This window comes from Pseudomonas sp. B6002 (assembly GCF_013385985.1).
Lineage (GTDB): Bacteria > Pseudomonadota > Gammaproteobacteria > Pseudomonadales > Pseudomonadaceae > Aquipseudomonas.
In genome coordinates this window covers 14,918-39,376 of record NZ_JACAOY010000011.1, presented here as the reverse complement: position 1 = coordinate 39,376, position 24,459 = coordinate 14,918, and the positions used below count along the sequence as shown (strand labels likewise).

The following is a 24,459-nucleotide window of genomic DNA, read 5'->3' as shown; positions in this document are numbered from 1 at the left end:
CACGCGCCCGTTCATGAAAATCCGGAGGGTGTTTTTACATGAAGTTTTTTGCGTGCCGAAACTCAATGGCCGGGGCCGAGTCTCAGATTTCGGCGCCCTCACCGCCCAGTACTCACGACCAGGAAAAAACAGACAATGAATCGCAAAGCCCTGCTAGTTCCTTTTGCCGCCAGCGCCCTGCTGCTCGCCCTGTGCGGCAACGCGTCGGCCGCCGATAACCCGGCGCTGAAAAAGTGCATGGACGGCGCCAACACCACCGCGGACATGGTCGGCTGCAACACCAAGGAGGCCAAGGTGCAGGATGACCGACTGAACAAAGCCTACAAGACCGCGCTGGCCGCCCAGGAAGGCGACCGCAAACAGAAGCTGCAAGACGTGCAGCGCCTGTGGATCAAATACCGCGACGCCAATTGCGGCTTCGCTGGCAGCGCCACGGGCGGCACCATCGACCAGGTCAACGGCACCGGCTGTGTGCTCGACATGACCCAGACCCGCGCCCAGGAACTCGAAGACCTGGTCGGGCCGTAACCCCAACCGTAGGAGCCGGCTTGCCGGCGATGAGGCCCTCAATATCAACGTTGATAGTGAGGCAGCCATCGCCGGCAAGCCGGCTCCTACAGGTTAGTCGTGGTGGACCTTGGCGCGCTTGAGCAGCTTCTTGCACCGCTCGGACAGGTGCAGCACTCGCAGGTGCTTGCCAGCCTTGGTATAGCGCTCGCGCAGGGTCATCAGCGCAGCAATCGCTGAATAGTCGACAAAGCTCAGGTGACGGCAATCCAGCGTCACCTGGGCCGGGTCGTTGGCCGGGTCGAACCGGTTCAAAAACGGCGTGGTCGAGGCGAAGAACAACGTGCCGTGCACGCGGTACAACTTGCCGCCATCGGCTTCCAAGTGCTCATCGGCATACAGCTCCCGCGCCTGCTGCCAGGCGAAGTTCAGCGCCGCAATCACGATTCCGCACAACACAGCCGTGGCCAGGTCGGTGAACACCGTGATCACCGTCACCGCCAGAATCACCAGCACGTCGTTGAGCGGCACCTTGTTGATCACCCGCAAGGACGCCCAGGCGAACGTTTGCTGGGACACCACAAACATCACCCCCACCAGCGCCGCCAGCGGGATCCGTTCGATGAACGGCGACAGAAACAGGATGAACAACAGGATCATCACCCCGGCAAACACGCCGGAGAAGCGCCCACGCCCACCGGAGCTGAGGTTGATCACGGTTTGCCCGATCATCGCGCAACCGCCCATGCCGCCAAACACGCCCGAGACCATATTCGCCGCGCCCAGGGCCACGCTTTCGCGGTCAGGGTAGCCACGGGTCTCAGTGATTTCATCGGTGAGGTTGAGGGTGAGCAGGGTTTCCAGCAGGCCAACCATGGCCATCAGGAACGCATAGGGCGCGATGATGGCGAGGGTTTCCAGTGTCCAGGGAACCTGCGGCAGCGCGAAGGTCGGCAGGCCGCCGGCGATGTGCGCCATGTCGCCCAGGGTGCGTGTGGGCAAACCGAGCAGGTACACCGCCAGGCCTACGCCGAGGATCGCCACCAGGGCCGGCGGCACGGCGCGGGTGATACGTGGCAGCAGGTACACGATGGCCATGGTCACCAGCACCAAACCGATCATCACGTACAGCGGCGTGCCATTAAGCCAATGCTCACCGCTCTTGAAGTGCTCCAGTTGCGCCAGCGCAATGATGATCGCCAGACCGTTGACGAACCCCAGCATCACCGGGTGCGGCACCATGCGTACCAGCTTGCCCAGGCGCAACAGGCCAAAGGCGATCATGATCAACCCGCCCAGCAGCACCGTGGCCAGCAGATACTCGACACCGTGTTGCACCACCAGCGCGACGATCACCACCGCCATCGACCCGGCTGCGCCCGAGACCATGCCCGGCCGGCCACCGAACAACGCCGTGAGGGTGCAAATGATGAAGGCGCCGTAGAGCCCCATCAACGGGTTGAGGTGGGCCACCAGGGCAAAGGCGATGCATTCGGGCAGCAGCGCGAACGACGTGGTGAGGCCGGCCAGGGCATCGGCGCGCAGACGGGAAAGGGTCATGAGGTACCAGGGTAATGCGGGGATAAGGCGGGGGATGGTACGGAATTGAGCGAGCCAGAACCAGTAGGAGCCGGCTTGCCGGCGATGGCTACCTCAAGGCCAGCGGCGATCTCAAGGGCCTCATCGCAGGCAAGCCAGCTCCCACATTTTGATTTGTGAACACATTCGAGTGTGGGAGCTGGCTTGCCTGCGATTGCAACGACGCGGTGCTAAGCGAACATCACACCATCTCGTGGCGAATCCACTCCACCACCGACGTACGCTTCGGCGCCCAGCCCAGCAGCTCGCGAGCATGCTTGCCACGCACCCGGCTGTTGGAGCCCAGGCCATAGTTGGCCATTTCATAGCCCCACTCGGCTTCGGCGTCGGCCAATGGCCAATCCTGCGGTTCACCCAGGTTCAGGGCTTGAGCAATCGCGGTGGTCATGTCGATAAACGACGCTTCGCTGCTTTCGACAAAGTAGAACGTGCCCGGCACATTCTTGGTCAGCGCCAGCAGGTACAAGGCCACCACGTCTTCGATGTGCACGTTGGACCAGATGTTCTGCCCGGTGCCCACATGGCGCACCACACCGCTCTTGCGGGCCTGCTTGAGCAAGCGCGGCAATTGCACGCTGTCACGTTTCACGCCCAGGCTGTGGCCGTAGATCAAGGTGTTGCAGATGACTGCCGAGTTCACGCCTTCTTGGGCGGCGGCCAGGATCAGGTTGTCGATCGCCACGCGAGCAGCTTTATCCACCGTCGGCTCGGGCAAGTTATCTTCGAAGTAAATAACGTCGCTGGGCTTACCACCCGACGCGTCACCAACAATGCTCGAACCGCTGGTGTGCAGGAAGGGTTTGTTCGAACCTTTCAGCGCAGCGAGCAACGTTTCCACGGCGGCGCGGTGGTCGCTGCTGGCGGCGTTGATCACGGCGTCGGCCTTCCGCGCCTGTTCGGTCAATACAGCGGCGTCATCCAGGGTGCCGATGACGGGGGTAATGCCCAGCGAAGTCATCTCGGCCGCCTGTTCGGTGCTGCGCACCAAGCCGGTAACGTGATGGCCAGCCTTGACCAGGCCAGTAGCAATGGAACCGCCGATAAAACCTGCGGCACCGGTTACGAATACGTTCATGGAGTGTTCTCCTGACTGGGTAAGTGATGGGTGTAGGAGTTGTCGAGCGCAAGCGAGGCTGCGATGGGTGCGACTCGATGTATGCCTAGATGATGAAGGGACGACGGCTATCGAATAAGCCCGTCCCGCCCAATTCACTCTTGCGCGAAGATCACGAATCAGCAGGCATACCGCACCAACTTGGCCTGCATAAAGTCCAGGAAGCACTGGATACGCAACGCCAGCTGCGAGTTACGGTAGAACACCGCGTGGATCGGCTGGCGATACCCGCTGTTGAAGCTCTCCAGCACCGGCACCAGGCGCCCGGCCTCGATGTCGTCGATGGTCATGAAGTTCGACAGGCAACAAATGCCCTGCCCCTCCAAGGCCAGATGCCGCACGGTTTCACCACTGGAGGCCGCCACACTGGGCTGGATCAGCCAGCGATCGCCCTCCACATGACGCAGCGGCCAGTGGTTGAGGGTTTCGGTCTGGGTGAAACCGAGCAAGGTGTGCTCCGCCAATTCGGCGACCGTCTGCGGGGTGCCGTGCTGCTTGAGGTAGTCCGGGCTGGCGAGGATATGCAGCGGCGTGCAACCGAGGGAGCGCGCGTGCAGGGTGGAGTCGGCCAGCACACCAATGCGGATGGCGATGTCGGTGCTCTGTTCCAGCAGGTCGATGATCAGGTCATCGCTGTTGAGCTCCAGCTGGATGTCCGGGTACAGGCTGCGAAATTCGGCGATGTACGGCACGATCCCATGCAGCATGAACGGCACGGCGGCGTTGATCCGCAGCCGCCCGGCCGGTTTTTTCTGACGCGACGACAGGCGCTCTTCCAGCTCATCCATCTGCGCCAGGATCACCTTGGCCTGCTCGAAGAAGTACTTGCCCTCCTCGGTCAGGTCCATGCGCCGCGTGGTGCGGTTGATCAGCGTGGTGTCGAGCTTGGCTTCCAGGCGCGACAAGGTGCGGCTGACCGCCGACGGCGTCTGCCCGACCTGCTCGGCCGCCGCGGAAATCGAACCGCACTCAATCACGCTGACAAAGATCTGTAGCTCATCGGATCGGGCTTTCACGGGCTGTCCTCGTTTTCGGTTGCTGGCAGCTTACACCGAGAAATTGAACACCTGCGCCAGATGCTCTTCGTAGCGCGCCACGTCAGCCTCGATCGCCGGGCGCTTCATCACGTCCACGCAGAGGAAGGTCGGCAGGCCGGTCATGCCGAGGAATTCGTTGGCCTTGTGGAACGGGAAGTACACAGCGTCCACACCCTTGGCTTCGAAGAAGTCGGTAGGGTCGTCGAAGGCTTGCTGCGGCGCGTTCCAAGTCAGCGACAGCATGTACTGCTTGCCCTGGATCAGCCCGCCGCTGCCGTACTTCTGCGACGAATCGGAGCGCGTGCGGCCGTCGCTGGCGTAGAGGCTGCCGTGGCCTTCGGTGAAGACTTCGTCGATGTACTTCTTGACGATCCACGGCGCGCCCATCCACCAACCGGGCATCTGGTAGATGATCACGTCGGCCCAGAGGTATTTGGCGACTTCTTCGGCCACGTCGTAGCCTGCGTCGATGTGGGTGACCTTGACGTCGATGCCGGCACGGTCCAATACCGCCACGGCGGCGTCATGCAGGGTGGTGTTGTAGCGGCCGTCGGAGTGGGCGAATTGCTTGCCGCCGTTGAGCAGGAGGACTTTTTTCATGGGGGGAATCCAAAGGGTTAGAAATGTCTGCCGGCAGGCTATCGACATTGCCCCCTCGGAATAAGCAGCGGCGCGGCAAAATACATTTGATCAAAATGCACGAATAAGGCGTTGATCTTTAACCACTGATCAGCAGATGAGCACCCAGCAACGCCATGCCGACGAAAAACACGCGCTTGAACAGCACCGCGTTGATGCGCTGGCGCACCGCCTGGCCCAGCCACATGCCCAGCAACGCAGGCACCAGCGCCAGCAGCGACGCATTGATCTCGCCGCCGCCCAAGGTGCCGCGCCAAGCCAGCCCGGCGGCCAGTGCCAGGGTCGACACGGTGAACGACAGCCCCAGCGCCTGCACCAGTTGATCACGGTTCAAGCCCAAGGCTTGCAGGTACGGCACCGCAGGAATCACGAACACGCCGGTGGCCGAGGTGATGATGCCGGTGATCACACCGCACACCGGGCCCAGCCAGCGCTCGGCTTCAGGCTTGACCTTGAAGGTGGGCAGGAACAACCCGCTGAGCGCATACACCAGCAACGCGCCGCCCAATGCATGAACCACCCAGCCACCGCCGTCCATGCCCAGCCACAGCGTACCGAGCCCGGTGCCAAGGAAAATCAGCAGCAGCATCGGCCACAGGCGTTTGAGCAACGCACTCAAATGACCGCCGAACGCCAGTTGCCACAGGTTGGTGACCGTCGACGGAATGATGAGCAACGCCGCAGCCTGCGCCGGCAGCATAGCCAGGCCGAGCAGGCCCATGGCCACGGTAGGCAGACCGAGGCCGATCACACCCTTGACGGTGCCAGCCAGCAGGAAAGTGCCGATTACTAACAGCGTCAAGGCCGGGCCGATGTCTTGGTAGAACGCTAGGAAGGTATTCATGGGGGGATTGTGGGGGATTTCGGCCTGTTCGGAAATTCGCCATATACTGAGGCAGCCTCTTGTTTTGCGGGAGGCTGATGACGCTATCGCCGGCAAGCCGGCTCCTACATTGGGATGTGTGAATACATTCAACTGTAGGAGCCGGCTTGCCGGCGATGAGGCCCGCCCAGACACCGAGAACCTCACACCATGCACTTTGACCTGATCGACCTGCGCCTCTACCTGCACATCCTCGACACCGGCAACATCACCGCCGGCGCAGCCCGCAGCCATCTGTCCCTGGCCGCTGCCAGCGCACGCATCCGCGCGATGGAAGCCTCACTGGGCATCGAGTTCCTGGAGCGCAACCGCCGCGGTGTCACGCCCACCCCCGCAGGCAAAGCCCTGGCCCGTCACGCCCGCCTGTTGCTGCAACAGGCCGAACACCTGCAACAGGACCTTGCGGAATACGCCAACGGCATCAAAGGCCAAGTGCGCCTGCTGTGCAATACCACAGCACTCAGTGAATACCTGCCGGAATTGCTCGCCGACTTTTTGCGCCAGCACCCCAACCTCGATATCGACCTGCAAGAGCTGCCGAGCCTGCGCATCACCCAAGCCCTGCGTCAGGGCACGGCAGACCTCGGGATCATTTCCGACGCGGTGGACACCCATGGCCTGCAAACCCTGCCCTTTCGCGACGATCCGTTGGTGCTGATCACGCCGCTGGATCATCCCTTCACGGGAGGAAGTTTTATCGACAGCCTGCAACACGACTTCGTCGGCCTGGCTGCCAACAGCGCATTGACCGTGTACCTGGAAGAACAGGCGCTGCACGCAGGATTCCGCCTGCAAACGCGCATCCGCGCCGAAGGGTTTGATGGGGTGATGCGCATGGTCGCCGGCGGTGCGGGCCTGGGGATTGTCCCGCAGGCGGCACTGGAGCGCTGGCCGTCGGCGCCGCGTTTCAACACCCAGCCTTTGCAGGAAGACTGGGCCTGCCGAAAATTGCTGCTCGCGGCGCGTGCGTTCGAACAGTTGCCCGGTTACGCCAAGGCCTTGTTCGACGCCTTGGCCCTGCCCTTGCGGAAAAACCCGTAGTACACCGCCGACAGGATCAGCAGGAAGGGCACGCCAAACACCAGGGTCATCTTGAACGCCTCGGTGAAATAGGTGGTGATCATGACTGCGCCCATCAGCACCAGGCCCAGCAGCGTGCTGTAGGGAAACAGGCGCAGTTGGAACGACAGCTTCGGCCCGCCATGGCGCTTGCGGTAACGGCGGAAGAAGAAGTGGGTGAGGAAAATCATGAACCAGGTGAAGATCGCGCCAAACATGGAAATAGCCATCATCAGCGTGAACGAGCTTTCCGGGTACACCACGTTGAGCAACGTCGCCAAGGCAATCCCCGAGCTGGACAGCAACAGCGCGTTCAGCGGGATGCCGCTCTTGCTCAAGGCGCCCATGGCCTTGGGCGCAAACCCGGCGCGGGACAGACTGAACATCATGCGCGTGGTGATGTAGAGCTGGCTGTTCATCGCCGACAACGCCGCGATCAGGATCACGAAATTCATCACCCCCGTGGCGCCGGGAATGCCGATGGTCTGCATCACCGTGACGAACGGGCTCTGGGTCTGCCCGGCCTGGTTCCACGGTACGATGGCCAGCATCAACGCCAGCGTCAGCAGGTAAAACACCACCAGGCGCACGATCGTGGCACGGAAGGCTTTCTTCACCGCCTGCTCCGGGTCGGCGGCTTCACCGGCGGCCACGGCGATCATCTCCACGCTCAGGTAGCTGAAGATCGACACAATCACCGCGATCCACATGCCGCTCAGGCCATGGGGGAAAAAGCCGTCGTGGGCCGTGTAGTTCTGCACGCCGTATTCCGGGTTGCCCGAGCCGAACACCACATAGACGGCGAGGATGATGAAGCCAACGATGGCGCTGATCTTGATCGTGGAAAACCAGTATTCGAAGTTGCCGAAGGTCTTCACGCTGATCGCATTAAGCAGGATCAGCACGCTGGAAAACGACACGATCCACACCCATTCCGGCACGTTGGCGAACCAGTACTTCATGTACATCGCCACCGCCGTGACCTCGGCGCCCACGGCCAACACAATCGCCGCCCAGTAGGCGTAACGCACCAGGAACCCCGCCAGCGGGCTGATGTAGAACTCGGCGTAGGCACCAAACGAACCCGAGGTGGAATGGGCCACCGTCATCTCCGCCAGGCAGCCCATCAACAGCAAGGTGATCAACGCGCCGATGGCGTAGCTCACCAGTACGCTGGGCCCGGCGTAACCAATGGCATAGGCGCTGCCCATGAACAGCCCGGTGCCGATGGCGCCACCGATGGCGATCATGCTCATCTGGCCGGAAGTGAGCTGGCGCCTCAGGCCCAGTTCGCGGTGGGTGATCTCTGCAAAGCCGTTGTCTGGCGTGGTCACGTGGTGTGCCCCTTTATTATTGTGATGGTTGTTGCTGGCGCGCGCCCTTGTAGGAACCCGGCTTGCCGGCGATGGCAATCTCACGGGCGCTATCGCCGGCAAGCCGGGCTCCTACAGGAAATGGGGCGTTGTGTCAGGTAACGCTGTTGCGCACCTTGAACTGCGGCTGGTTCCAGGTGTGGTTGTCGAGGATTTCGCCGAGGATTTCCACGGCGTCGAACACCTCGGTAAAGCTTGTGTACAACGGCGTAAACCCGAACCGCATGATGCGCGGCTCACGGTAATCACCGATCACGCCACGGGCGATCAGCGCCTGGATTACCGCGTAGCCTTCAGGGTGTTCAAAGCTCACATGACTGCCGCGCTTGGCGTGCTCACGCGGGGTGATCAACACCAGGCCATGGGCGGCGCATCGCGCTTCGACCAATGCGATAAACAGGTCGGTCAATGCCAGGGATTTACTGCGCAGGCTGGCCATGTCGGTCTGGGCAAAGATCTCCAGACCGCATTCCACCATGGCCAGCGACGTGATCGGCTGCGTGCCGCACAGGTAACGGGCGATGCCCGCACTCGGCGCGTAGTTGGATTCCATGGCGAACTGGCGGGTATGCCCGAACCAGCCCGACAGCGGCTGGCGCACCACGTCCACCAGGGCCGGGTTGACCCACACGAACGCCTGGGAGCCGGGGCCGCCATTCAGGTATTTGTAGGTGCAGCCAATCGCGTAGTCCGCACCGGCGGTGTGCAGGTCGATGGGCACCGCGCCCGCCGAATGCGCCAGGTCCCAGATACTCAGCGCGCCGCACTCGTGGCTCAAGGCCGTGACCGCCTGCATGTCGTACATGTAGCCGGTCTTGTAGTTGACGTGGGTGAGCATCACCACCGCCACGTCACTGTCGATGGCCTGGGGCAGTTCGTCCGGGCTGTTGACCAGGCGCAGGGAATAGCCCTGTTGCAGCAACTCGGTGAGGCCTTCGGCGATGTACAGGTCAGTGGGGAAGTTGCTGGCTTCGCTGACGATCACCTTGCGCGCCGGCGTACGTTGGCGCTGCACCGTGAGGGCGGCACTGAGTACCTTGAACAGGTTGATCGAGGTGGTATCGGTGATCACCACCTCGCCGTCGCGTGCGCCGATCAGCGGGGCCAGGCGGTTGCCCAGGCGTTGCGACAAGTCGGCCCAACCGGCGCTGTTCCAACTGCGGATCAAGCCATTGCCCCATTCCTCGGCGATCACCGCCCGCGCCCGTTCCAGTGCGGCCACCGGGCGTGCGCCCAGGGAGTTGCCGTCGAGGTAGATCACGCCGTCTGGCAGCGCGAACTGACGGCGCAAGGGCGCCAGCGGGTCCTGGGCATCGAGGGCTTGGCAGTGGCTTCGAGTGGTCATGGGTTGTCCTGTTTTTATAAGTGACGATGGACAAAATATTGAACGAAGCTTTACAAAATTTTCGTGCAAAGTAACGGGTAAAAGGCTAATTAAGCTGTAGGAAATTCGAATTTAACCCCCAAACACGCGGATTTATTCTAACCATGATTCTCGACGCCACCGACCTGCGCCTCCTGCATTTCCTGCAACAGGATGGCCGTATCAGCAACCAGGAGCTGGCGGAAAAAGTCGCGCTGTCGCCCTCCGCCTGCCTGCGCCGTTTGCGCCTGCTGGAGAGCGAAGGAATCATCAGCGGGTATCGCGCAGTGCTCAACGCCGAGCAATTGGGCATCGAGCTGGAGGCCATCGTGCACCTGTCGTTGCGCCAGGATGTGGAGGATTGGCACGAGACGTTTATCAAGAAGGTACAAGGCTGGCCCGAGGTGGCCAGTGCCTACGTGATCACCGGCGCCAGCAACTATGTGCTGCGGGTGCAGGCACGCAACCTCAAGCACTTTTCGGACTTTATCGTGAACCACCTGAACCGCACGGCGGGGGTGATGGATATTCGTTCGGAGATTGTGCTGCAGAAGATCAAGGATCGGGATGAGGTGCTGGATTTGGTTATCCGCAAATAACCAGCAACACCACAAAAAAACCTGCGAAAACTGGAACCTGTGGGAGCTGGCTTGCCTGCGATAGCTATGTAACATTCACCACCGCTATCGCAGGCAAGCCAGCTCCCACATGTTGAAGCGTGTTCGTTGTTCAGTCTTCGAGGGCGCGCACGCGCTGCATGCGTTTTTGCTCGACCGGTGCCGCCGAGGCCTGCAATTCAAAGTCAAAATCGATCTGCGCAAATCGCCCTTCCACACCGAACTCCCGCGCCAGCTGCTGATCGTCACTGAAGCGGATTTCAGCAATCAATTCATCCCGCGTCGCGTAGGCGAAATCATCATGCAGGTACGGGTCATCCGACAGGTTGATCTGCGTGGTCAGGTGTCGATGCCCAGGCGCCGAAATGAAGAAGTGAATGTGCGCCGGCCGCTGCCCGTGGCGCCCCAGTTGATCGAGTAACTGCTGGGTCGGGCCGGTCGGTGGGCAGCCGTAGCCCGACGGCACGATGCTGCGAAAACGGTAGTTGCCCTGGGCATCGGTTTCGATGCGCCGACGCAGGTTGAACTCCGATTGCGTCGGGTCGAACCAAGAGTAAGTGCCGCCCGTGTTGGCCTGCCACACATCCACAATCGCCCCGGCCAATGGCTTGCCATGCGTGTCGCGCACCTGCCCGCGCATGAACAGCGGCACCGCCGCGTCAGTGCCGTCGTCCAGGCGTGCCTCGTATTTCGACAAAGGCGCCCCAGCCACATACAACGGGCCCTCGATGGTACGCGGTGTACCGCCGGATTTACCGGCTTCTTCGTCGGCAGCGTCCATCAACAAATCCAGGTAATGCTCCAGTCCCAGGCCGGCCGCGAGCAAACCGGCTTCCTGATGCTTGCCCAGTTCGTTGAGGTAGTTGACCGCCTTCCAGAACTCTTCCGGGGTCACTTCCAGGTCTTCGATGATGTTCACGGTATCGCGCAGGATCCGGTAGATCAGCGCCTTGGTACGCGGGTTGCCACCGTCGTTGAGGTTGCCGCTGGCTTCTTCGAGAAACTGTTGGGCATGGGCAGTCTGGGACAGTCGGATGGACATGGTGCAATCCTCATCTTGTAGTTATTAGTGTTGAAGCAGGCTTAACGGTCGTCCTCATGGATCGACGAAGGGTGCCGGCACAGGGCATTCACTTCGATGGCCATGTAGGGGAACAGCGGCAGTTGCATCAGCAGGTCGTGCAGGTCCTGCACGCTGTCGACATCGAACACGCTGTAGTTGGCGTAGTGCCCGGCGATGCGCCACAAATGGCGCCATTTGCCTTCCTGTTGCAGCCGCTGGGCCAGGGCTTTTTCTTCGGCCTTGAGGCCAGCGGCGCGCTCCGGGTTCATGTCGAGCGGCAGGTTCACGGTCATTTTTACGTGGAACAACATGGCAGGCGCCTCTTAGTGTTTGTCACGACGGAAGAACGCCAGGCGCTCTTCATCGATGGCCAGGCCCAGGCCCGGGGCGGTGGAAACGTGCAGCTGGAAATCGCGGTAAACCGGTGGCTCGACGAGGATGTCTTCGGTGAGCAGCAACGGGCCGAACAGCTCGGTGTCCCACGCCAGTTTGTTCAGCGTGAGGAAGGCATGGGCCGAGGCCAGCGTGCCGATGCCGCCTTCGAGCATGGTGCCGCCGTACAGGCCAATGCCCGCCGCTTCGGCAATTGCGGCGGTGCGTAACACAGCGCGCGGGCCGCCGTTCTTGGCGATCTTGAGGGCGAACACCGAGGCCGCACCTTCGCGGGCCAGGTTGAAGGCATCCTCGACACACTCGATGGACTCATCGGCCATGATCGGCGCCGGGCTCGACAGGTTGAGCCGTGCCATGCCGCCACGGTTGTTGCGCGAGATCGGTTGTTCGATCAGGTCGATGCCGTTGTCACCCAACACCTTGCACGCGCGCAGGGCGACGGCTTCATCCCACGCCTGGTTGACGTCGACCCGCACGCTGGCGCGATCGCCCAGGGCTTTTTTGATCGTGATCACATGGGCCAAGTCCTGGCTGACGTCACCGGCGCCGATCTTCAACTTGAAGATGCGGTGGCGGCGCAGGTCGAGCATCTTTTCGGCTTCGGCAATGTCCTTTTCGGTGTTGCCGCTGGCCAGGGTCCAGGCCACCGGCAAGGCATCGCGTACGCGACCGCCGAGCAGTTCGCTGACCGGCAGGTTGAGGCGCTTGCCCAAGGCATCGAGCAAGGCGCTTTCGATCCCGGACTTGGCAAAGGTGTTGCCACGGATGCTGCGCTCCAGGCGCAACATGGCCGCGTTGATGTTGCTGGCGTCCTGGCCGATCAGCAGCGGGGCAAAGTGGCGGTCGATGTTGATCTTGATGCTGTCGGGGCTTTCGTTGCCGTAGCTCAGGCCGCCGATGGTGGTGGCTTCGCCGATGCCTTCAATGCCGTCGGCGCAACGCAGGCGGATGATCACCAGCGTCTGGTTTTGCATCGTGTGCATCGCCAGCTTGTGCGGGCGAATGGTAGGAAGGTCGACGATGATCGTCTCGATCGACTCGATGGCGCAAATCGGCATGGCTATACCCGTTGGGTTCTTTTTAGGTTTGAGCCGATTCTGTGCCGTATCTTTAAAGGCTTCCAATATAGAATGGGTCTTGAGCAATACCCTAAAGGTATGAAAGGAGCCGTCATGGAGCTGCGTCATCTGCGCTATTTCCAGGTGCTGGGTGAAACCCTCAACTTCACCCGCGCCGCCGAACGCCTGCACATCGCCCAGCCGCCGTTGAGCCGGCAGATCCAGCAATTGGAGGACGAATTGGGGGTCATCCTGCTCGAACGCGGCCGGCCGCTGCGGCTGACCGAGGCCGGGCGGTTTTTCTACGAACATGCCAATGTGTTGCTGGAGCAGTTGAACAAGGTCTGCGACAACACGCGCCGCATTGGCCAGGGCGAAAAGACCTGGCTGGGCATCGGCTTTGCGCCGTCGACCCTGTACGGCGTGCTGCCGGAACTGATCCGTCGCCTGCGCACCCATGAGGCGCTGGAACTGGAGCTGGGGCTGTCGGAAATGACCACCTTGCAGCAGGTCGAAGCGCTCAAGGCCGGACGCATTGATGTAGGGTTCGGGCGGATTCGCATCGACGACCCAGCCATTGTCCAGCGCGTGCTGGTGGAAGATCGACTGGTGGCCGTGCTGCCCGCCGGCCACCCGTTGCTGGAGGCGCCGGCCACCCTCGCCCAATTGGCCGCCGAACCCATTGTGCTCTACCCCGGTAACCCACGACCCAGTTATGCCGACCATGTGATCGCGCTGTTCGACGCCCACGGCCTGAGCCTCAAAGTGGCGCAGTGGACCAACGAATTGCAGACCGCCATCGGGCTGGTGGGCGCGGGGATGGGCGTGACGCTGGTGCCGGCGTCGGTGCAGGTGCTGCACCGTGCGGACATCGGGTATACGCCGATTGTGGAGGCCACGGCAACCTCGCCGATCATTCTCAGCCGACGGGTGAATGACCAGTCGCCTGGGCTGAATCATTGCCTGCAACTGGTGGAAGAATTGATCTGATTCCTCCCAAACACCACAAATCCCCTGTGGGAGCTGGCTTGCCTGCGATAGCGGTGGTGTCTGCACTACCGTCATCGCAGGCAAGCCAGCTCCCACATTTGGATCTTCATGGGGATCAAAGGCTGCGCAAGCGCTTGCGCTGCAAGGTTTGGCTGGGGGATTCATCGAACAACTTGCGGTACTCCGCGGAGAACCGCCCCAGGTGCGTAAACCCCCACCCCAGGGCAATTTCGGAGATGGTGCGCGTGGAGCCTTGCTCGAGAATCTCCTGGCGCACCGCACCCAACCGATGCTTCTTCAAATACGCCATGGGCGACAGCGCGAAGTACTTGCGAAAGGCATCAAACAGCTTGAAGCGCGTGACCCCGGAGACAGCTTCCAAGTCTTCCAGGCACACCGCTTCGCGGGCGTTGTCATGCAAGTATTGACGCGCCCGAATCAGATAGTGCGGCAGCTTCACACCGAGCACGTCGCGCAGCTCTTCGGAGTAGTTGTTCGGCTGCGCCAGGATCAACCCCTTGATCAGCGAGCTTTCCAGGTCTCGGGTAAACGCGGCCTGCTCATATAACTCGCTGCTGCGCTCCAGCTCTGCAATGAAGTAACGCGCCATGCGCCACCACGACGCCGACGCGCCGTCCACTGCATCCATCACCGACTCGAACCGCAGCGGTGCCTCGATCGGTCGTTGCAGCAAACCTTCCAGCGTTTCGCTCATCGCCGCGCGGGTGATCACCACCTGCAACTTGCGACAGTCGCCAGAGATGGCCAGCACCTGATGCTCATTGGGCGAGAGGATCACGCCTTGGTCGCGGTTGGAACTCAGGCGCTCACCGTTCTTGCTCAGTTCCTGTTCGCCCACCAGCGGCAGGCTCAGGCTGTAGCTGCTGAAGTGTTCGGCGTCTTCAATGTCGATGGTCACGTCGGTGCCGTATTCGATCACGCCCAAGGTGGTGGCGCGGGACTTGAACACATTGGCACTGTGGTGAAAGCGCAGGCGTTCGGGCGTGGACGTCGCCAGCCGGTGCGGCCCACAAATGCCGGACATCCAGCTGCAGGCACCTTCCAGGTCAAAGCGTTGAATATGGATTTCGCGTGTATGGCTACTCATCAAGGTGCACCCACGGCGGTTAGGCTTTTTGCACGCTCTGTCGGCGCGTCGTTATTGTTCGACAGCAAGTTATGCGCCACACCCGCCCCATGGCCACTGAGTGGATAGCAACGATCGACTATGTGGATAAGTCGCCGGTTTGCGCGCCCTTTGCCCCGCAAGACAGTAGCGCATCCCGTCACCGCCCTGCACCGGGTTGGGTATTTGCTGCCCAATTTTGCGGCCCAACTTTCCGGCGCAGGTTCGCCCATTTAGCGGATAGCCCGCGCCCTGCCCCGCCCCCTCTAATGAACCACCGATTAGCCCTGATCAAAAAAGGTGCCTCCCATGAGTGGTGCAAGAAGCGTCGAGCAGTGGAAAACGTTTATCGAAGGTTGTCTGGATTTTCGCCCGGAGGATGAAGTGTTCCGCATCGCCCGGGACATGTTCACCGAGCCGGAGTTGTTCGACCTGGAGATGGAACTGATCTTCGAAAAGAACTGGATCTACGCCTGCCACGAAAGCGAATTGGCCAACCCCCACGACTTCGTGACGATGCGCGCCGGGCGCCAGCCGATGATCATCACCCGTGATGGCGAAGGCCGGCTCAATGCGCTGATCAACGCCTGCCAGCATCGCGGCACCACCCTGACGCGGGTCGGCAAGGGCAACCAATCGACCTTTACCTGCCCGTTCCACGCCTGGTGCTACAAGAGCGACGGCCGGCTGGTGAAGGTCAAGGCACCGGAGGAGTACCCGGAAGGTTTCGACAAAGCCACGCGCGGCCTGAAAAAGGCCCGCATCGAGAGCTACAAAGGTTTTGTGTTTATCAGCCTGGACGTCAACGGCACCGACAGCCTGGAAGACTTCCTCGGCGATGCCAAAGTGTTTTTCGACATGATGGTCGCCCAGTCCGCCACCGGCGAACTGGAAGTGCTGCCGGGCAAATCCGCCTACACCTACGACGGCAACTGGAAGCTGCAAAACGAGAACGGCCTGGACGGTTATCACGTCAGCACCGTGCACTACAACTACGTGGCCACGGTGCAGCACCGCCAGCAGGTCAACACCGAGAACGGCACAGGCGCTGGCAGCACCCTGGACTACAGCAAGCTCGGCGCGGGCGACGCAAACACCGATGACGGCTGGTTTGCGTTCAACAACGGCCACAGCCTGTTGTTCAGCGACATGCCCAACCCGAGCGTGCGCTCCGGCTACGCCACCATCATGCCGCGCTTGGTAGAGGAACACGGCCAGCAGAAGGCCGAGTGGATGATGCACCGCCTGCGCAACCTGAACATCTACCCGAGCTTGTTCTTTCTCGACCAGATCAGCTCGCAACTGCGCATCATCCGCCCGGTGGCGTGGAACAAGACCGAGATCATCAGCCAGTGCCTGGGGGTCAAGAACGAGTCCGACGCCGACCGCGAAAACCGTATCCGCCAGTTCGAGGATTTCTTCAACGTCTCGGGCATGGGCACGCCGGATGACCTGGTGGAGTTTCGCGAAGCCCAGCGCGGTTTCCAGGGCCGCCTGGAGCGCTGGAGCGATATCTCGCGCGGCAGCCATCGCTGGGAGACCGGGCCCACGCCCAACAGCGAAGCCATCGGCATTCAACCGGCCATGACCGGCACCGAATTCACCCACGAAGGCCTGTATGTGAACCAGCACCGCAACTGGCAGCAGTTCCTGCTCAAAGGCCTCGACAAGCAAGCGCTGACACTGCGGGAGGTGGAGTAATGAACGCCCAATTGCAGTATCGGATCGAGCAGTTCTTCTATCGCAAGGCCGAGCTGTGTGATGCCCAGGACTGGGACGCCTATGTGCAGCTGTTCGACCCGCAGAGTGAATTCCACCTGCCGCAGTGGGACTCGGAGCACGTCTACACCCGCGACCCCAAGCGCGAAATGTCGTTGATTTACTACGCCAACCGCTCGGGCCTGGAAGACCGTGTATTTCGTTTGCGCACCGGCAAAGCCGCGTCAGCCACGCCGATGCCGCGCACTTTGCACCTGATCAACAACGTGCGCATTGCCGAGCAGGTGGATGGAACGCTGGAGGTGAAGTTGAACTGGCACACGCTGTTCTATCGCCTGGCCACGTCGGAGCAGTTCTACGGGCATGCCACGTACCGCCTCAAGCCCGATGGCGACAGCTGGTTGATCACCCGCAAGCATACGCTGCTGCTCAACGACACCATCAACTCGGTGCTCGACTTCTATCACCTCTGACCCTGTAGGAGCCGGCTTGCCGGCGATGGCGTCTGACCTGTTGAGCACTGCCGCCCGCCAGACCGCTATCGCTGGCAAGCCAGCTCCTACAGTTATCGAATCCATGGAGAATGGTGGATGAATCATAAAGTGGCCTTCAGTTTTGCCGATGGCAAGACCCTGTTTCTTCCGGTGGGCGCCAATGAAGTCCTGCTGGATGCGGCGCTGCGCAATGGCATCAAGATCCCGCTGGATTGCCGCGAAGGCGTGTGCGGCACCTGCCAGGGGCGCTGCGAGAGCGGCGATTACACCCAGGATTATGTCGACGAAGAAGCCCTGTCCAGCCTCGACCTGCAGCAGCGCAAGATGCTCAGTTGCCAGACGCGGGTGAAGTCCGACGCGACGTTCTATTTCGACTTCGACTCAAGCCTTTGCAATGCGCCGGGGCCCGTGCAGGTAAGGGGCACCGTGAGCGCGGTGGAGCAGGTGTCGGCCAGCACGGCGATCCTGCAGGTGCAGTTGGAACAGGCCCTGGATTTTCTGCCCGGCCAATATGCACGCCTGTCGGTGCCAGGCACGGACAGTTGGCGGTCGTACTCCTTCGCCAACCTGCCGGGGAATCACCTGCAGTTCCTGGTGCGCCTGCTGCCCGACGGGGTGATGAGCAACTACCTGCGCAAACGCTGCCAGGTGGGCGATGAGCTGTTGATCGAAGCCCCGCTGGGCGCGTTTTACTTGCGCCACGTGACCAAGCCGCTGGTGCTGGTGGCCGGTGGAACCGGGCTGTCGGCCTTGCTGGGCATGCTCGACGAACTGGCCGCCAACGGCTGCGACCACCCCGTTCACCTGTATTACGGCGTGCGGGGTGCCGAAGACTTGTGCGAAGCGGCGCGCATCCAGGCCTATGCTTCGAAAATCGCGGGCTTTCGCTACACCGAGGTGCTCAGCGCGCCCGCCGAAGACTGGCCCGGCAAGCGCGGCTACCTCACCGAGCATTTCGAGGTGGCCGAATGGCGGGACAGTTCGGCAGATATGTACCTGTGCGGCCCCCCTCCAATGGTCGAATCCGTCCAACAATGGCTGGCGGATCAGGCACTTGATGGCGTTCAGCTGTATTACGAAAAGTTTACGCAGAGTAATATCTGACCCTCAGTACTTCTGAGGGGCAGCTGCGCGTGCACTTACCCTAAGAAAAACAAGTAGAAGGGAATGTTAATGGCGGATGACATGGTTAACCCGGTAGGCCTCAAGCGTGGCCTGAAGAACCGGCATATTCAGCTGATCGCCTTGGGAGGGGCGATTGGTACGGGGTTGTTCCTCGGCTCGGCCGGGGTACTCAAGTCGGCGGGGCCGTCGATGATCCTGGGTTACGCGATTGCCGGCTTCATCGCGTTCCTGATCATGCGCCAGCTCGGCGAGATGATCGTCGAAGAGCCGGTGGCCGGTTCCTTCAGCCACTTCGCCCACAAATACTGGGGCGGCTACGCAGGCTTCCTGGCGGGTTGGAACTACTGGGTGCTCTACGTCCTGGTGGGCATGGCCGAACTGACGGCGGTGGGCAAGTACATCCAGTTCTGGTGGCCGGAGATCCCGACCTGGGTCAGTGCGCTGGTGTTCTTTGTGGCCGTGAACCTGATCAACACCCTGAACGTGAAGTTCTTCGGTGAGGCCGAGTTCTGGTTCGCGATCATCAAGGTGGTGGCGATTGTCGGCATGATCGTGCTCGGCTGCTACCTGCTGTTCAGCGGCACCGGTGGCCCGCAAGCGACCGTCAGCAACCTGTGGAGCCACGGCGGATTCTTCCCCAATGGCGGCATGGGGCTGTTGATGTCCATGGCGTTCATCATGTTCTCGTTCGGCGGCCTGGAGCTGGTGGGCATTACTGCGGCCGAGGCCAGCGAGCCACGCAAGGTGATCCCGAAGGCGATCAATCAGGTGGTCTACCGCATCCTGATTTTCTACGTCGGCGCCCTGACCGTGCTGCTGTCGCTGTACCCATGGGACCAACTGCTGCAAACCCTCGGCGCGTCGGGCGATGCCTACAGCGGCAGCCCGTTTGTGCAGATCTTCTCGCTGATCGGTAACGACACCGCCGCGCACATCCTCAACTTCGTGGTACTGACCGCGGCGCTGTCGGTGTACAACAGCGGCGTGTACTGCAACAGCCGCATGCTGTTCGGCCTGGCCGAGCAAGGCGATGCACCGAAATCGCTGATGAAGCTGAACAAGCAAGGCGTGCCGATCCGCGCCCTGGCGATTTCGGCGTTGGTGACGATGCTGTGCGTGGTGGTCAACTACGTGGCACCGAAAAGCGCGCTGGAGCTGTTGTTCGCGCTGGTGGTTGCCTCGCTGATGATCAACTGGGCGCTGATCAGCATCACCCACATCAAGTTCCGCAAAGCCATGGGCCAGCAAGGCGTGACCCCGTCGTTCAAGACCTTCTGGTTCCCGTTCAGCAACTACCTGTGCCTGGCGTTCATGGTGATGATCATCAGCGTGATGCTGGCGATTCCGGGCATCAGCGAGTCGGTGTATGCGATGCCGGTGTGGGTGGGGATTATTTATGTGGCCTACCGGTTGCGGGTTCGCAAAGGCAATGCGGTGGTCAACGCACAATAACCTTGTAGGAGCCGGCTTGCCGGCGATGGGCCTCAAGCCTTGCGCCGATATCGAAGACGCCATCGCCGGCAAGCCGGGCTCCTACAAAGGGTGTGTTTCAACCAATAAAAAGCCCCGGTAATCCGGGGCTTTTTTGTTTAGAGCGTGGAGCGTACTCGCCAGAGTTCCGGGAACAGCACGGTGTCGAGCATCTTGCGCAAATACCCCACGCCCTCGGTGCCGCCGGTGCCCGGCTGGAAGCCAATGATCCGTTCCACCGTCGTCACATGGCGGAAACGCCACTGGCGGAACGAGTCCTCCAGGTCGATAAATTTCTCGGCCAACTGATACAAATCCCAATAACGGCTCGGGTCGCGATACACCTCACGCCACGCCGCCTCCACGGAGTCATCGTGTACCGTCGGCGCCGTCGGGTCGCGTTCGGCGCGTTTCGGGTCAATCGCCAGGCCGGCCTTGGCCATCAGGTTGATCGCCTCGTCATACAGCGACGGCGTGGCAATCGCCACTTTCAACTCGTTCAACAGCTCTGGCCGATGGGCGTGGGGCCGTAACAGCGCCGCGCTTTTATTGCCGAGGATGAATTCGATCTCGCGGTACTGGAACGACTGGAACCCCGACGACTGCCCCAGGAACGGGCGGATCGCCTTGTACTCCGACGGCGTCATGGTCGCCAGTACTGCCCAGGCGTGCACCAGTTGGTCGAAGATCCGCGACACCCGCGCCAGCATCTTGAACGCCGGCGGCAACTCGCCCAGGCGCACGTGTTCGCGGGCGGCCTTGAGTTCGTGGAGCATGAGTTTCATCCACAGCTCGGACGTCTGGTGCTGGATGATGAAGAGCATTTCGTTGTGGTCCGGCGACAGCGGGTGTTGGGCACTGAGGACTTTGCCCAGGTCCAGGTAATCGCCGTAGCTCATGGACTCGGAAAAATTCAGTTCGGCGTTATGCCATTCTTCGGGCGGCTGATAATCAGCAGAGAAAGGGCATTGGCTCATCGCGTGGGCTCCTTGAGCGGGCGGAGAATGGCGCGGACCGGGCTGGCGTCGAGGTTGGCAAATCGCAGCGGCAGGGCGATCAGTTCATAGTCGCCCTCCGGTACGTCGTCGAGCACGATGCCTTCGAGAACCGCCATGCCATGGCGCGCCACGGCGTTGTGCGAATCCATGGTCTTGGACTGCTGCGGGTCCAGGGACGGGGTGTCGATGCCGATCAAACGCACGCCCAGGCTGGCGAGCAGCTCGATGGTTTGCGGGGCGATGGCGGTGAAGTTCGAATCCCATTCGGTCAGCGGCGCTTGTGGATAAGTGCGCAGCAGCACGCGCTCCGGCAAGTTATCCACACGCCCTTCCAGCTGATGCGGCTGCACCAGGGCGCCGCTGCCCAGGCAATGCAGCACGCGGCACGGGCCCATGTACACGTCCAGCGACACCTCGCCAATCGGCGCGCCGTCGGCGCTGTAATGCAGCGGTGCGTCCACGTGGGCGCCGGTGTGCGGCGACAAGGTGATGCGCCCCACATTCACCGGGCACTCCGGACCAAACTGCCACACGCGCTCTTCCTGGAACGGCGTATCTCCCGGCCAGGTCGGGGTCGCCGTGCTCAAGGGCGGGCTGATATCCCACCACGTTTTTATTGGGTTCATCTGAAGGCTCTCGGCGGTTACTGGGGTGAATGATACGAGGGCCTGTTGCGAATTTTCTTGCGAATTCTGGCGCCGGGACGGAAATCTTTCGTACTTACTGCGAAGAAATGCGCTATTCGTGATTGGATATTTCAATTGTAGGAGCCGGCTTGCCGGCGATGGCGTTCTGAAGGGCGCCATCGCCGGCAAGCCGGCTCCTACGGGGTTTGGCATTGTGCAGGACCTGCGCTTCTGGGCATCCCGATGTCGAGTTCAGACCACTGTTGCTAAGCCCAAGGCCTTAGGGTGGCTCTTTCCATTCCCTGCCCTGGAGACATCATGTCCAAGCCCATCACCGTACTGCGCGACACCCACCCCTTGCCGGTCCTGGACGCCTGTAAATGGGAAAAACTCGAAGGCGACCCGCACACCGTCAACCTCAACGCCTACACCAGCGAAGACGGCAGCAAGATCATGGGCACCTGGATCTGCACCCCGGGCAAGTGGTACGTGGACTACGTGAAGTGGGAATACTGCCACTTCCAGGAAGGCTACTGCATCATCACCCCGGAAGGCCTGGAGCCGATTCACCTGCGGGCTGGGGATATCTTCGTGGTGGAGCCAGGGATGAAGGGGACGTGGGAAGTGGTTGAGACGGTGCGTAAGTATTTTGTGTTTGCTTGAGCCGCAAAAACCCGGGAACCCACCCACGGTGGGTTCCCGGAAACGCCCCTATTTGGGCTTGCGATAGCTGTTGATGATCGCCGAGAAGTCCTTGCCCCCTTCCCCGCGCTGGCTCATCGATTGATACAACTGCTGGGCCACGGCGCCGAGAATCACCGGTTGCTTGGCCTGACGCGCAGCTTCGGTGGCCAGGCCCAGGTCCTTGAGCATTAGGTCGGCGCCAAACCCACCGGTATAGCCACGGGACGACGGCGCCGTTTCAATCACGCCGGGCCACGGGTTGTAGGTGTCAGAACTCCAGCAACGCCCGGTCGAGCTGTTGATGATCCCCGCCAGCACCTGGGTGTCGATGCCCAATGCGTCGCCCAAAGCCATGGCTTCGCTGACGCCGACCATGCTGATCCCCAACAGCAGGTTGTTGCAGATCTTGGCGATTTGCCCGGTGCCTACGTCGCCGCAGTGCACGATGTTGCGGCCCATCTGCGCCAGCACCGGTTGCAGGGTGGCGAACAGGTCCGCGGTGGCGCCGACCATGAAGGTCAACGTCCCTGCCGCGGCGCCGCCGGTGCCTCCGGAGACGGGGGCGTCGGCCACGGCCACACCTTGCTTGGCCGCCACTGTCGCGACGTCGCGGATGGTCTGCGGGTCGATGGTGCTGCAATCCACCGCCGGCACGCCTTTGCCAATGCCGGCGAGTACGCCGTCTTCATTCAGCCACACGCTGCGCACATGGGCGGCGGCGGGCAGCATGGTGATCACCAGTTCAGCGCCGGTGGCCGCATCACGCGGTGAATAGCTGATGGTGCCGCCCAGTTCGGCCAGTTCCTTGAGCACGGCTTGGTTCAGGTCGAACAGGTTCAGCACGTGGCCGGCCTTGATCAGGTTGCGGGCCATGGGCGCACCCATGTTGCCCAGGCCGATAAATGCAATCTTCATGGTCGTCTCCCGGAGTCAGCGCAGGTTGATGGTGGTGTTGACGCCATCGTTGACCGTGTCGTCGTCGAACCAACGGCTGGTGACGGTCTTGGTCTGGGTGTAGAACTGCACCACTTGTTTGCCGTACGGGCCCAGGTCGCCAAGCTTGGAACCACGGGAGCCGGTGAAGCTGAAGAACGGCACCGGCACCGGGATCGGGATGTTGATGCCGACCTGGCCCACGTCGATTTCGCTCTGGAACTTGCGCGCCGCCGCGCCGCTCTGGGTGAACAGGCCGGTGCCGTTGCCGAACGGGTTGGCGTTGACCAGGGCGATGGCTTCATCCAAGGTCGCAACCTCGATCACCACCAGCACCGGGCCGAAGATTTCCTGGGTGTAGATCTGCATGTCGGTAGTCACGCCCGAGAACAAGGTCGGGCCGACAAAGTTGCCTTGCTCGAAGCCCGGCACCTTGATGTCGCGGCCGTCCAGCTCCAGCTTGGCGCCTTCTTTCACGCCGCTTTCGATCAGGTCCAGGATGCGTGCCTTGGCGCGCTTGGAGATCACCGGGCCGACATCCGTGCCCGCTTCGCTGCCGGCATTGACCTTGAGTTTCTGCGCCAATGCTTTCAGGTCCGGCAGCCATTGCTTGGACGCGCCCACCAGCACCACCACCGAAGTGGCCATGCAGCGCTGGCCCGCCGCGCCAAAACCGGCGCCGACCAGGGCATTGAGGGTGTGTTCGCGGTTGGCATCCGGCAGCACCACGGCGTGGTTCTTGGCGCCCATCATCGATTGCACACGCTTGCCGTGTTTGCCGGCCAGGTCGTAGACGTGAGTGCCCACGGCGGTCGAGCCGACGAAGGATACGGCCTTGATGTCTTTGTGGGTGCACAGCGCATCCACCACGTCCTTGCCACCGTGCACCACGTTGAGCACGCCAGCCGGCACACCGGCTTCCAGCGCCAGCTCCACCAGCAACATCGTCGACAACGGGTCCTGCTCGGACGGTTTGAGCACGAAGGTGTTACCGCAGGCGATGGCCATCGGGAACATCCACAGCGGGATCATCGCCGGGAAGTTGAACGGGGTGATGCCGGCGCACACGCCGATGGGTTGGCGCAGGGTGTAGGTGTCGACGCCCCCGGCGACGTTCTCGGCGAACTCGCCCATTTGCAGGGTGCCGATGGAGCAGGCGTGCTCCACCACTTCCAGGCCACGGAAAATATCGCCCTCGGCATCGGCAATGGTCTTGCCCTGCTCGGCGCTGAGGACCACGGCGATGCGCTTGGAATGTTCGCGGATCAAGGCTTGCAGCTTGAGCATGATGCGCATGCGCGCGCCGATCGGCGTCAGCTTCCAGGTCTGGAAGGCGCGATGGGCGGCGTCGATGGCGGCATTGACTTCACCGGCGGTGGCAAAAGGGACTTTGGCCAGCACCTCTTGGGTGGCCGGGTTGACGATGTCGTGCCACTCGGTGGTCTTGGACTCGACCCACTCACCGTTGATCAGCAGCTTGACCTGTTGCACGGAAATATCGGCAGATGCGTTCATGTGGTCTCCAATCTTGTAGTTATGCAGAGACAAGGCGCGTGAATCGCCTTGGAAATGAGGCGTTCGGACTGTTT

24 protein-coding genes are annotated in these 24,459 nt (G+C 61.6%); 9 read left to right on the top strand and 15 right to left on the bottom strand.

Annotated elements, in window-relative coordinates:
• Positions 1–135: 135 nt before the first annotated feature.
• Complete coding sequence (locus HX792_RS15625; RefSeq protein ID WP_176996938.1) at positions 136–528, top strand: lysozyme inhibitor LprI family protein; 393 nt, start codon at positions 136–138, stop codon at positions 526–528.
• Positions 529–621: 93 nt separating this feature from the next.
• Here the strand turns inward: HX792_RS15625 and HX792_RS15620 are convergent, their stop codons facing one another.
• The 5 genes from HX792_RS15620 to HX792_RS15600 form a co-directional block, all read right to left on the bottom strand.
• Positions 622–2,067 carry a SulP family inorganic anion transporter gene (locus HX792_RS15620; protein ID WP_176996937.1) on the bottom strand — a complete coding sequence of 482 codons (1,446 nt, stop codon included), beginning with the start codon at positions 2,065–2,067 and terminating at the stop codon, positions 622–624.
• A 220-nt stretch (positions 2,068–2,287) separates the two neighbouring features.
• Positions 2,288–3,181 (bottom strand): NAD-dependent epimerase/dehydratase family protein, encoded by an 894-nt coding sequence (locus HX792_RS15615; RefSeq protein WP_176996936.1) that lies wholly within the window; start codon positions 3,179–3,181, stop codon positions 2,288–2,290.
• Between the two features lie 158 nt (positions 3,182–3,339).
• Positions 3,340–4,236 carry a LysR family transcriptional regulator gene (locus HX792_RS15610; RefSeq protein WP_176996935.1) on the bottom strand — a complete coding sequence of 299 codons (897 nt, stop codon included), beginning with the start codon at positions 4,234–4,236 and terminating at the stop codon, positions 3,340–3,342.
• Positions 4,237–4,266: 30 nt separating this feature from the next.
• Entirely contained in the window at positions 4,267–4,857 is a 591-nt protein-coding gene (locus HX792_RS15605; RefSeq protein ID WP_176996934.1) for an NAD(P)H-dependent oxidoreductase, read from the bottom strand.
• 118 nt (positions 4,858–4,975) lie between these two features.
• A complete protein-coding gene (locus HX792_RS15600) occupies positions 4,976–5,740 on the bottom strand; it encodes a sulfite exporter TauE/SafE family protein (RefSeq protein WP_176996933.1) in 765 nt (254 codons plus the stop codon).
• A 189-nt stretch (positions 5,741–5,929) separates the two neighbouring features.
• Here HX792_RS15600 and HX792_RS15595 point away from each other — a divergent pair, with 189 nt between their 5' ends.
• The gene (locus tag HX792_RS15595) at positions 5,930–6,820 is read left to right on the top strand and encodes a LysR substrate-binding domain-containing protein (protein ID WP_176996932.1); all 891 of its coding nucleotides are present in this window, start codon (positions 5,930–5,932) and stop codon (positions 6,818–6,820) included.
• Here HX792_RS15595 and HX792_RS15590 read toward each other — a convergent pair.
• Both HX792_RS15590 and kynU read right to left on the bottom strand, forming a co-directional pair.
• On the bottom strand, positions 6,766–8,172 hold the full coding sequence (locus tag HX792_RS15590) for an amino acid permease (protein WP_176996931.1): 1,407 nt from the start codon (positions 8,170–8,172) through the stop codon (positions 6,766–6,768). The genes HX792_RS15595 and HX792_RS15590 overlap by 55 nt on opposite strands.
• A gap of 133 nt (positions 8,173–8,305) precedes the next feature.
• On the bottom strand, positions 8,306–9,556 hold the full coding sequence (gene kynU, locus HX792_RS15585) for a kynureninase (RefSeq protein WP_176996930.1): 1,251 nt from the start codon (positions 9,554–9,556) through the stop codon (positions 8,306–8,308).
• Positions 9,557–9,699: 143 nt separating this feature from the next.
• Here kynU and HX792_RS15580 point away from each other — a divergent pair, with 143 nt between their 5' ends.
• Positions 9,700–10,173, top strand: a complete 474-nt coding sequence (locus HX792_RS15580) for an Lrp/AsnC family transcriptional regulator (RefSeq protein ID WP_016974903.1) — start codon at positions 9,700–9,702, stop codon at positions 10,171–10,173.
• A 130-nt stretch (positions 10,174–10,303) separates the two neighbouring features.
• Here the strand turns inward: HX792_RS15580 and catA are convergent, their stop codons facing one another.
• Genes catA through HX792_RS15565 form a run of 3 tightly spaced genes read right to left on the bottom strand, consistent with a single transcriptional unit; the run spans position 10,304 to position 12,705 of the window.
• Positions 10,304–11,233, bottom strand: coding sequence for a catechol 1,2-dioxygenase (catA, locus tag HX792_RS15575; RefSeq protein ID WP_176996929.1), 930 nt, complete (start codon positions 11,231–11,233; stop codon positions 10,304–10,306).
• Between the two features lie 41 nt (positions 11,234–11,274).
• Positions 11,275–11,565 carry a muconolactone Delta-isomerase gene (gene catC / locus HX792_RS15570; protein ID WP_016974901.1) on the bottom strand — a complete coding sequence of 97 codons (291 nt, stop codon included), beginning with the start codon at positions 11,563–11,565 and terminating at the stop codon, positions 11,275–11,277.
• A gap of 12 nt (positions 11,566–11,577) precedes the next feature.
• Positions 11,578–12,705 (bottom strand): muconate cycloisomerase family protein, encoded by a 1,128-nt coding sequence (locus HX792_RS15565; protein WP_176996928.1) that lies wholly within the window; start codon positions 12,703–12,705, stop codon positions 11,578–11,580.
• 114 nt (positions 12,706–12,819) lie between these two features.
• On the opposite strand from HX792_RS15565, the gene HX792_RS15560 reads away from it, so the two are divergent.
• Positions 12,820–13,695 carry a LysR family transcriptional regulator gene (locus HX792_RS15560; RefSeq protein ID WP_176996927.1) on the top strand — a complete coding sequence of 292 codons (876 nt, stop codon included), beginning with the start codon at positions 12,820–12,822 and terminating at the stop codon, positions 13,693–13,695.
• Positions 13,696–13,810: 115 nt separating this feature from the next.
• Here the strand turns inward: HX792_RS15560 and HX792_RS15555 are convergent, their stop codons facing one another.
• Positions 13,811–14,803, bottom strand: a complete 993-nt coding sequence (locus tag HX792_RS15555) for a helix-turn-helix domain-containing protein (RefSeq protein ID WP_176996926.1) — start codon at positions 14,801–14,803, stop codon at positions 13,811–13,813.
• 327 nt (positions 14,804–15,130) lie between these two features.
• Between HX792_RS15555 and antA the strand changes: the two genes are divergently transcribed.
• The 4 genes from antA to HX792_RS15535 all read left to right on the top strand — a co-directional run bounded on the left by antA (position 15,131) and on the right by HX792_RS15535 (position 19,611).
• Entirely contained in the window at positions 15,131–16,522 is a 1,392-nt protein-coding gene (antA, locus tag HX792_RS15550) for an anthranilate 1,2-dioxygenase large subunit (RefSeq protein ID WP_176996925.1), read from the top strand.
• Positions 16,522–17,013 (top strand): anthranilate 1,2-dioxygenase small subunit, encoded by a 492-nt coding sequence (antB, locus tag HX792_RS15545; RefSeq protein WP_176996924.1) that lies wholly within the window; start codon positions 16,522–16,524, stop codon positions 17,011–17,013. The genes antA and antB overlap by 1 nt, the downstream gene beginning before the upstream one ends.
• A 117-nt stretch (positions 17,014–17,130) precedes the next feature.
• Positions 17,131–18,138, top strand: coding sequence for an anthranilate 1,2-dioxygenase electron transfer component AntC (gene antC / locus HX792_RS15540; RefSeq protein WP_176996923.1), 1,008 nt, complete (start codon positions 17,131–17,133; stop codon positions 18,136–18,138).
• A 69-nt stretch (positions 18,139–18,207) separates the two neighbouring features.
• Positions 18,208–19,611, top strand: a complete 1,404-nt coding sequence (locus tag HX792_RS15535; protein WP_176996922.1) for an amino acid permease — start codon at positions 18,208–18,210, stop codon at positions 19,609–19,611.
• Between the two features lie 137 nt (positions 19,612–19,748).
• Here the strand turns inward: HX792_RS15535 and kynA are convergent, their stop codons facing one another.
• A complete protein-coding gene (gene kynA / locus HX792_RS15530) occupies positions 19,749–20,606 on the bottom strand; it encodes a tryptophan 2,3-dioxygenase (RefSeq protein WP_176996921.1) in 858 nt (285 codons plus the stop codon).
• The gene (gene kynB / locus HX792_RS15525) at positions 20,603–21,253 is read right to left on the bottom strand and encodes an arylformamidase (RefSeq protein ID WP_176996920.1); all 651 of its coding nucleotides are present in this window, start codon (positions 21,251–21,253) and stop codon (positions 20,603–20,605) included. The genes kynA and kynB overlap by 4 nt, the downstream gene beginning before the upstream one ends.
• A gap of 318 nt (positions 21,254–21,571) precedes the next feature.
• Between kynB and HX792_RS15520 the strand changes: the two genes are divergently transcribed.
• Entirely contained in the window at positions 21,572–21,916 is a 345-nt protein-coding gene (locus HX792_RS15520) for a cupin domain-containing protein (protein WP_010206533.1), read from the top strand.
• A gap of 48 nt (positions 21,917–21,964) precedes the next feature.
• Here the strand turns inward: HX792_RS15520 and mmsB are convergent, their stop codons facing one another.
• Both mmsB and HX792_RS15510 read right to left on the bottom strand, forming a co-directional pair.
• Positions 21,965–22,852, bottom strand: a complete 888-nt coding sequence (mmsB, locus tag HX792_RS15515) for a 3-hydroxyisobutyrate dehydrogenase (RefSeq protein WP_176996919.1) — start codon at positions 22,850–22,852, stop codon at positions 21,965–21,967.
• A gap of 15 nt (positions 22,853–22,867) precedes the next feature.
• A complete protein-coding gene (locus HX792_RS15510) occupies positions 22,868–24,385 on the bottom strand; it encodes a CoA-acylating methylmalonate-semialdehyde dehydrogenase (RefSeq protein WP_176996918.1) in 1,518 nt (505 codons plus the stop codon).
• Positions 24,386–24,459 lie beyond the last annotated feature (74 nt).

Bases quoted from the DNA above. Each gene is read 5' to 3' on its own strand.
- HX792_RS15625 (WP_176996938.1), top strand. From the start codon at position 136: ATGAATCGCAAAGCCCTGCTAGTTCCTTTTGCCGCCAGCGCCCTGCTG.
- HX792_RS15620 (WP_176996937.1), bottom strand. From the start codon at position 2,067: ATGACCCTTTCCCGTCTGCGCGCCGATGCCCTGGCCGGCCTCACCACG.
- HX792_RS15615 (WP_176996936.1), bottom strand. From the start codon at position 3,181: ATGAACGTATTCGTAACCGGTGCCGCAGGTTTTATCGGCGGTTCCATT.
- HX792_RS15605 (WP_176996934.1), bottom strand. From the start codon at position 4,857: ATGAAAAAAGTCCTCCTGCTCAACGGCGGCAAGCAATTCGCCCACTCC.
- HX792_RS15600 (WP_176996933.1), bottom strand. From the start codon at position 5,740: ATGAATACCTTCCTAGCGTTCTACCAAGACATCGGCCCGGCCTTGACG.
- HX792_RS15595 (WP_176996932.1), top strand. From the start codon at position 5,930: ATGCACTTTGACCTGATCGACCTGCGCCTCTACCTGCACATCCTCGAC.
- kynU (WP_176996930.1), bottom strand. From the start codon at position 9,556: ATGACCACTCGAAGCCACTGCCAAGCCCTCGATGCCCAGGACCCGCTG.
- HX792_RS15580 (WP_016974903.1), top strand. From the start codon at position 9,700: ATGATTCTCGACGCCACCGACCTGCGCCTCCTGCATTTCCTGCAACAG.
- catA (WP_176996929.1), bottom strand. From the start codon at position 11,233: ATGTCCATCCGACTGTCCCAGACTGCCCATGCCCAACAGTTTCTCGAA.
- catC (WP_016974901.1), bottom strand. From the start codon at position 11,565: ATGTTGTTCCACGTAAAAATGACCGTGAACCTGCCGCTCGACATGAAC.
- HX792_RS15565 (WP_176996928.1), bottom strand. From the start codon at position 12,705: ATGCCGATTTGCGCCATCGAGTCGATCGAGACGATCATCGTCGACCTT.
- HX792_RS15560 (WP_176996927.1), top strand. From the start codon at position 12,820: ATGGAGCTGCGTCATCTGCGCTATTTCCAGGTGCTGGGTGAAACCCTC.
- HX792_RS15555 (WP_176996926.1), bottom strand. From the start codon at position 14,803: ATGAGTAGCCATACACGCGAAATCCATATTCAACGCTTTGACCTGGAA.
- antA (WP_176996925.1), top strand. From the start codon at position 15,131: ATGAGTGGTGCAAGAAGCGTCGAGCAGTGGAAAACGTTTATCGAAGGT.
- antB (WP_176996924.1), top strand. From the start codon at position 16,522: ATGAACGCCCAATTGCAGTATCGGATCGAGCAGTTCTTCTATCGCAAG.
- antC (WP_176996923.1), top strand. From the start codon at position 17,131: ATGAATCATAAAGTGGCCTTCAGTTTTGCCGATGGCAAGACCCTGTTT.
- HX792_RS15535 (WP_176996922.1), top strand. From the start codon at position 18,208: ATGGCGGATGACATGGTTAACCCGGTAGGCCTCAAGCGTGGCCTGAAG.
- kynA (WP_176996921.1), bottom strand. From the start codon at position 20,606: ATGAGCCAATGCCCTTTCTCTGCTGATTATCAGCCGCCCGAAGAATGG.
- kynB (WP_176996920.1), bottom strand. From the start codon at position 21,253: ATGAACCCAATAAAAACGTGGTGGGATATCAGCCCGCCCTTGAGCACG.
- HX792_RS15520 (WP_010206533.1), top strand. From the start codon at position 21,572: ATGTCCAAGCCCATCACCGTACTGCGCGACACCCACCCCTTGCCGGTC.
- mmsB (WP_176996919.1), bottom strand. From the start codon at position 22,852: ATGAAGATTGCATTTATCGGCCTGGGCAACATGGGTGCGCCCATGGCC.
- HX792_RS15510 (WP_176996918.1), bottom strand. From the start codon at position 24,385: ATGAACGCATCTGCCGATATTTCCGTGCAACAGGTCAAGCTGCTGATC.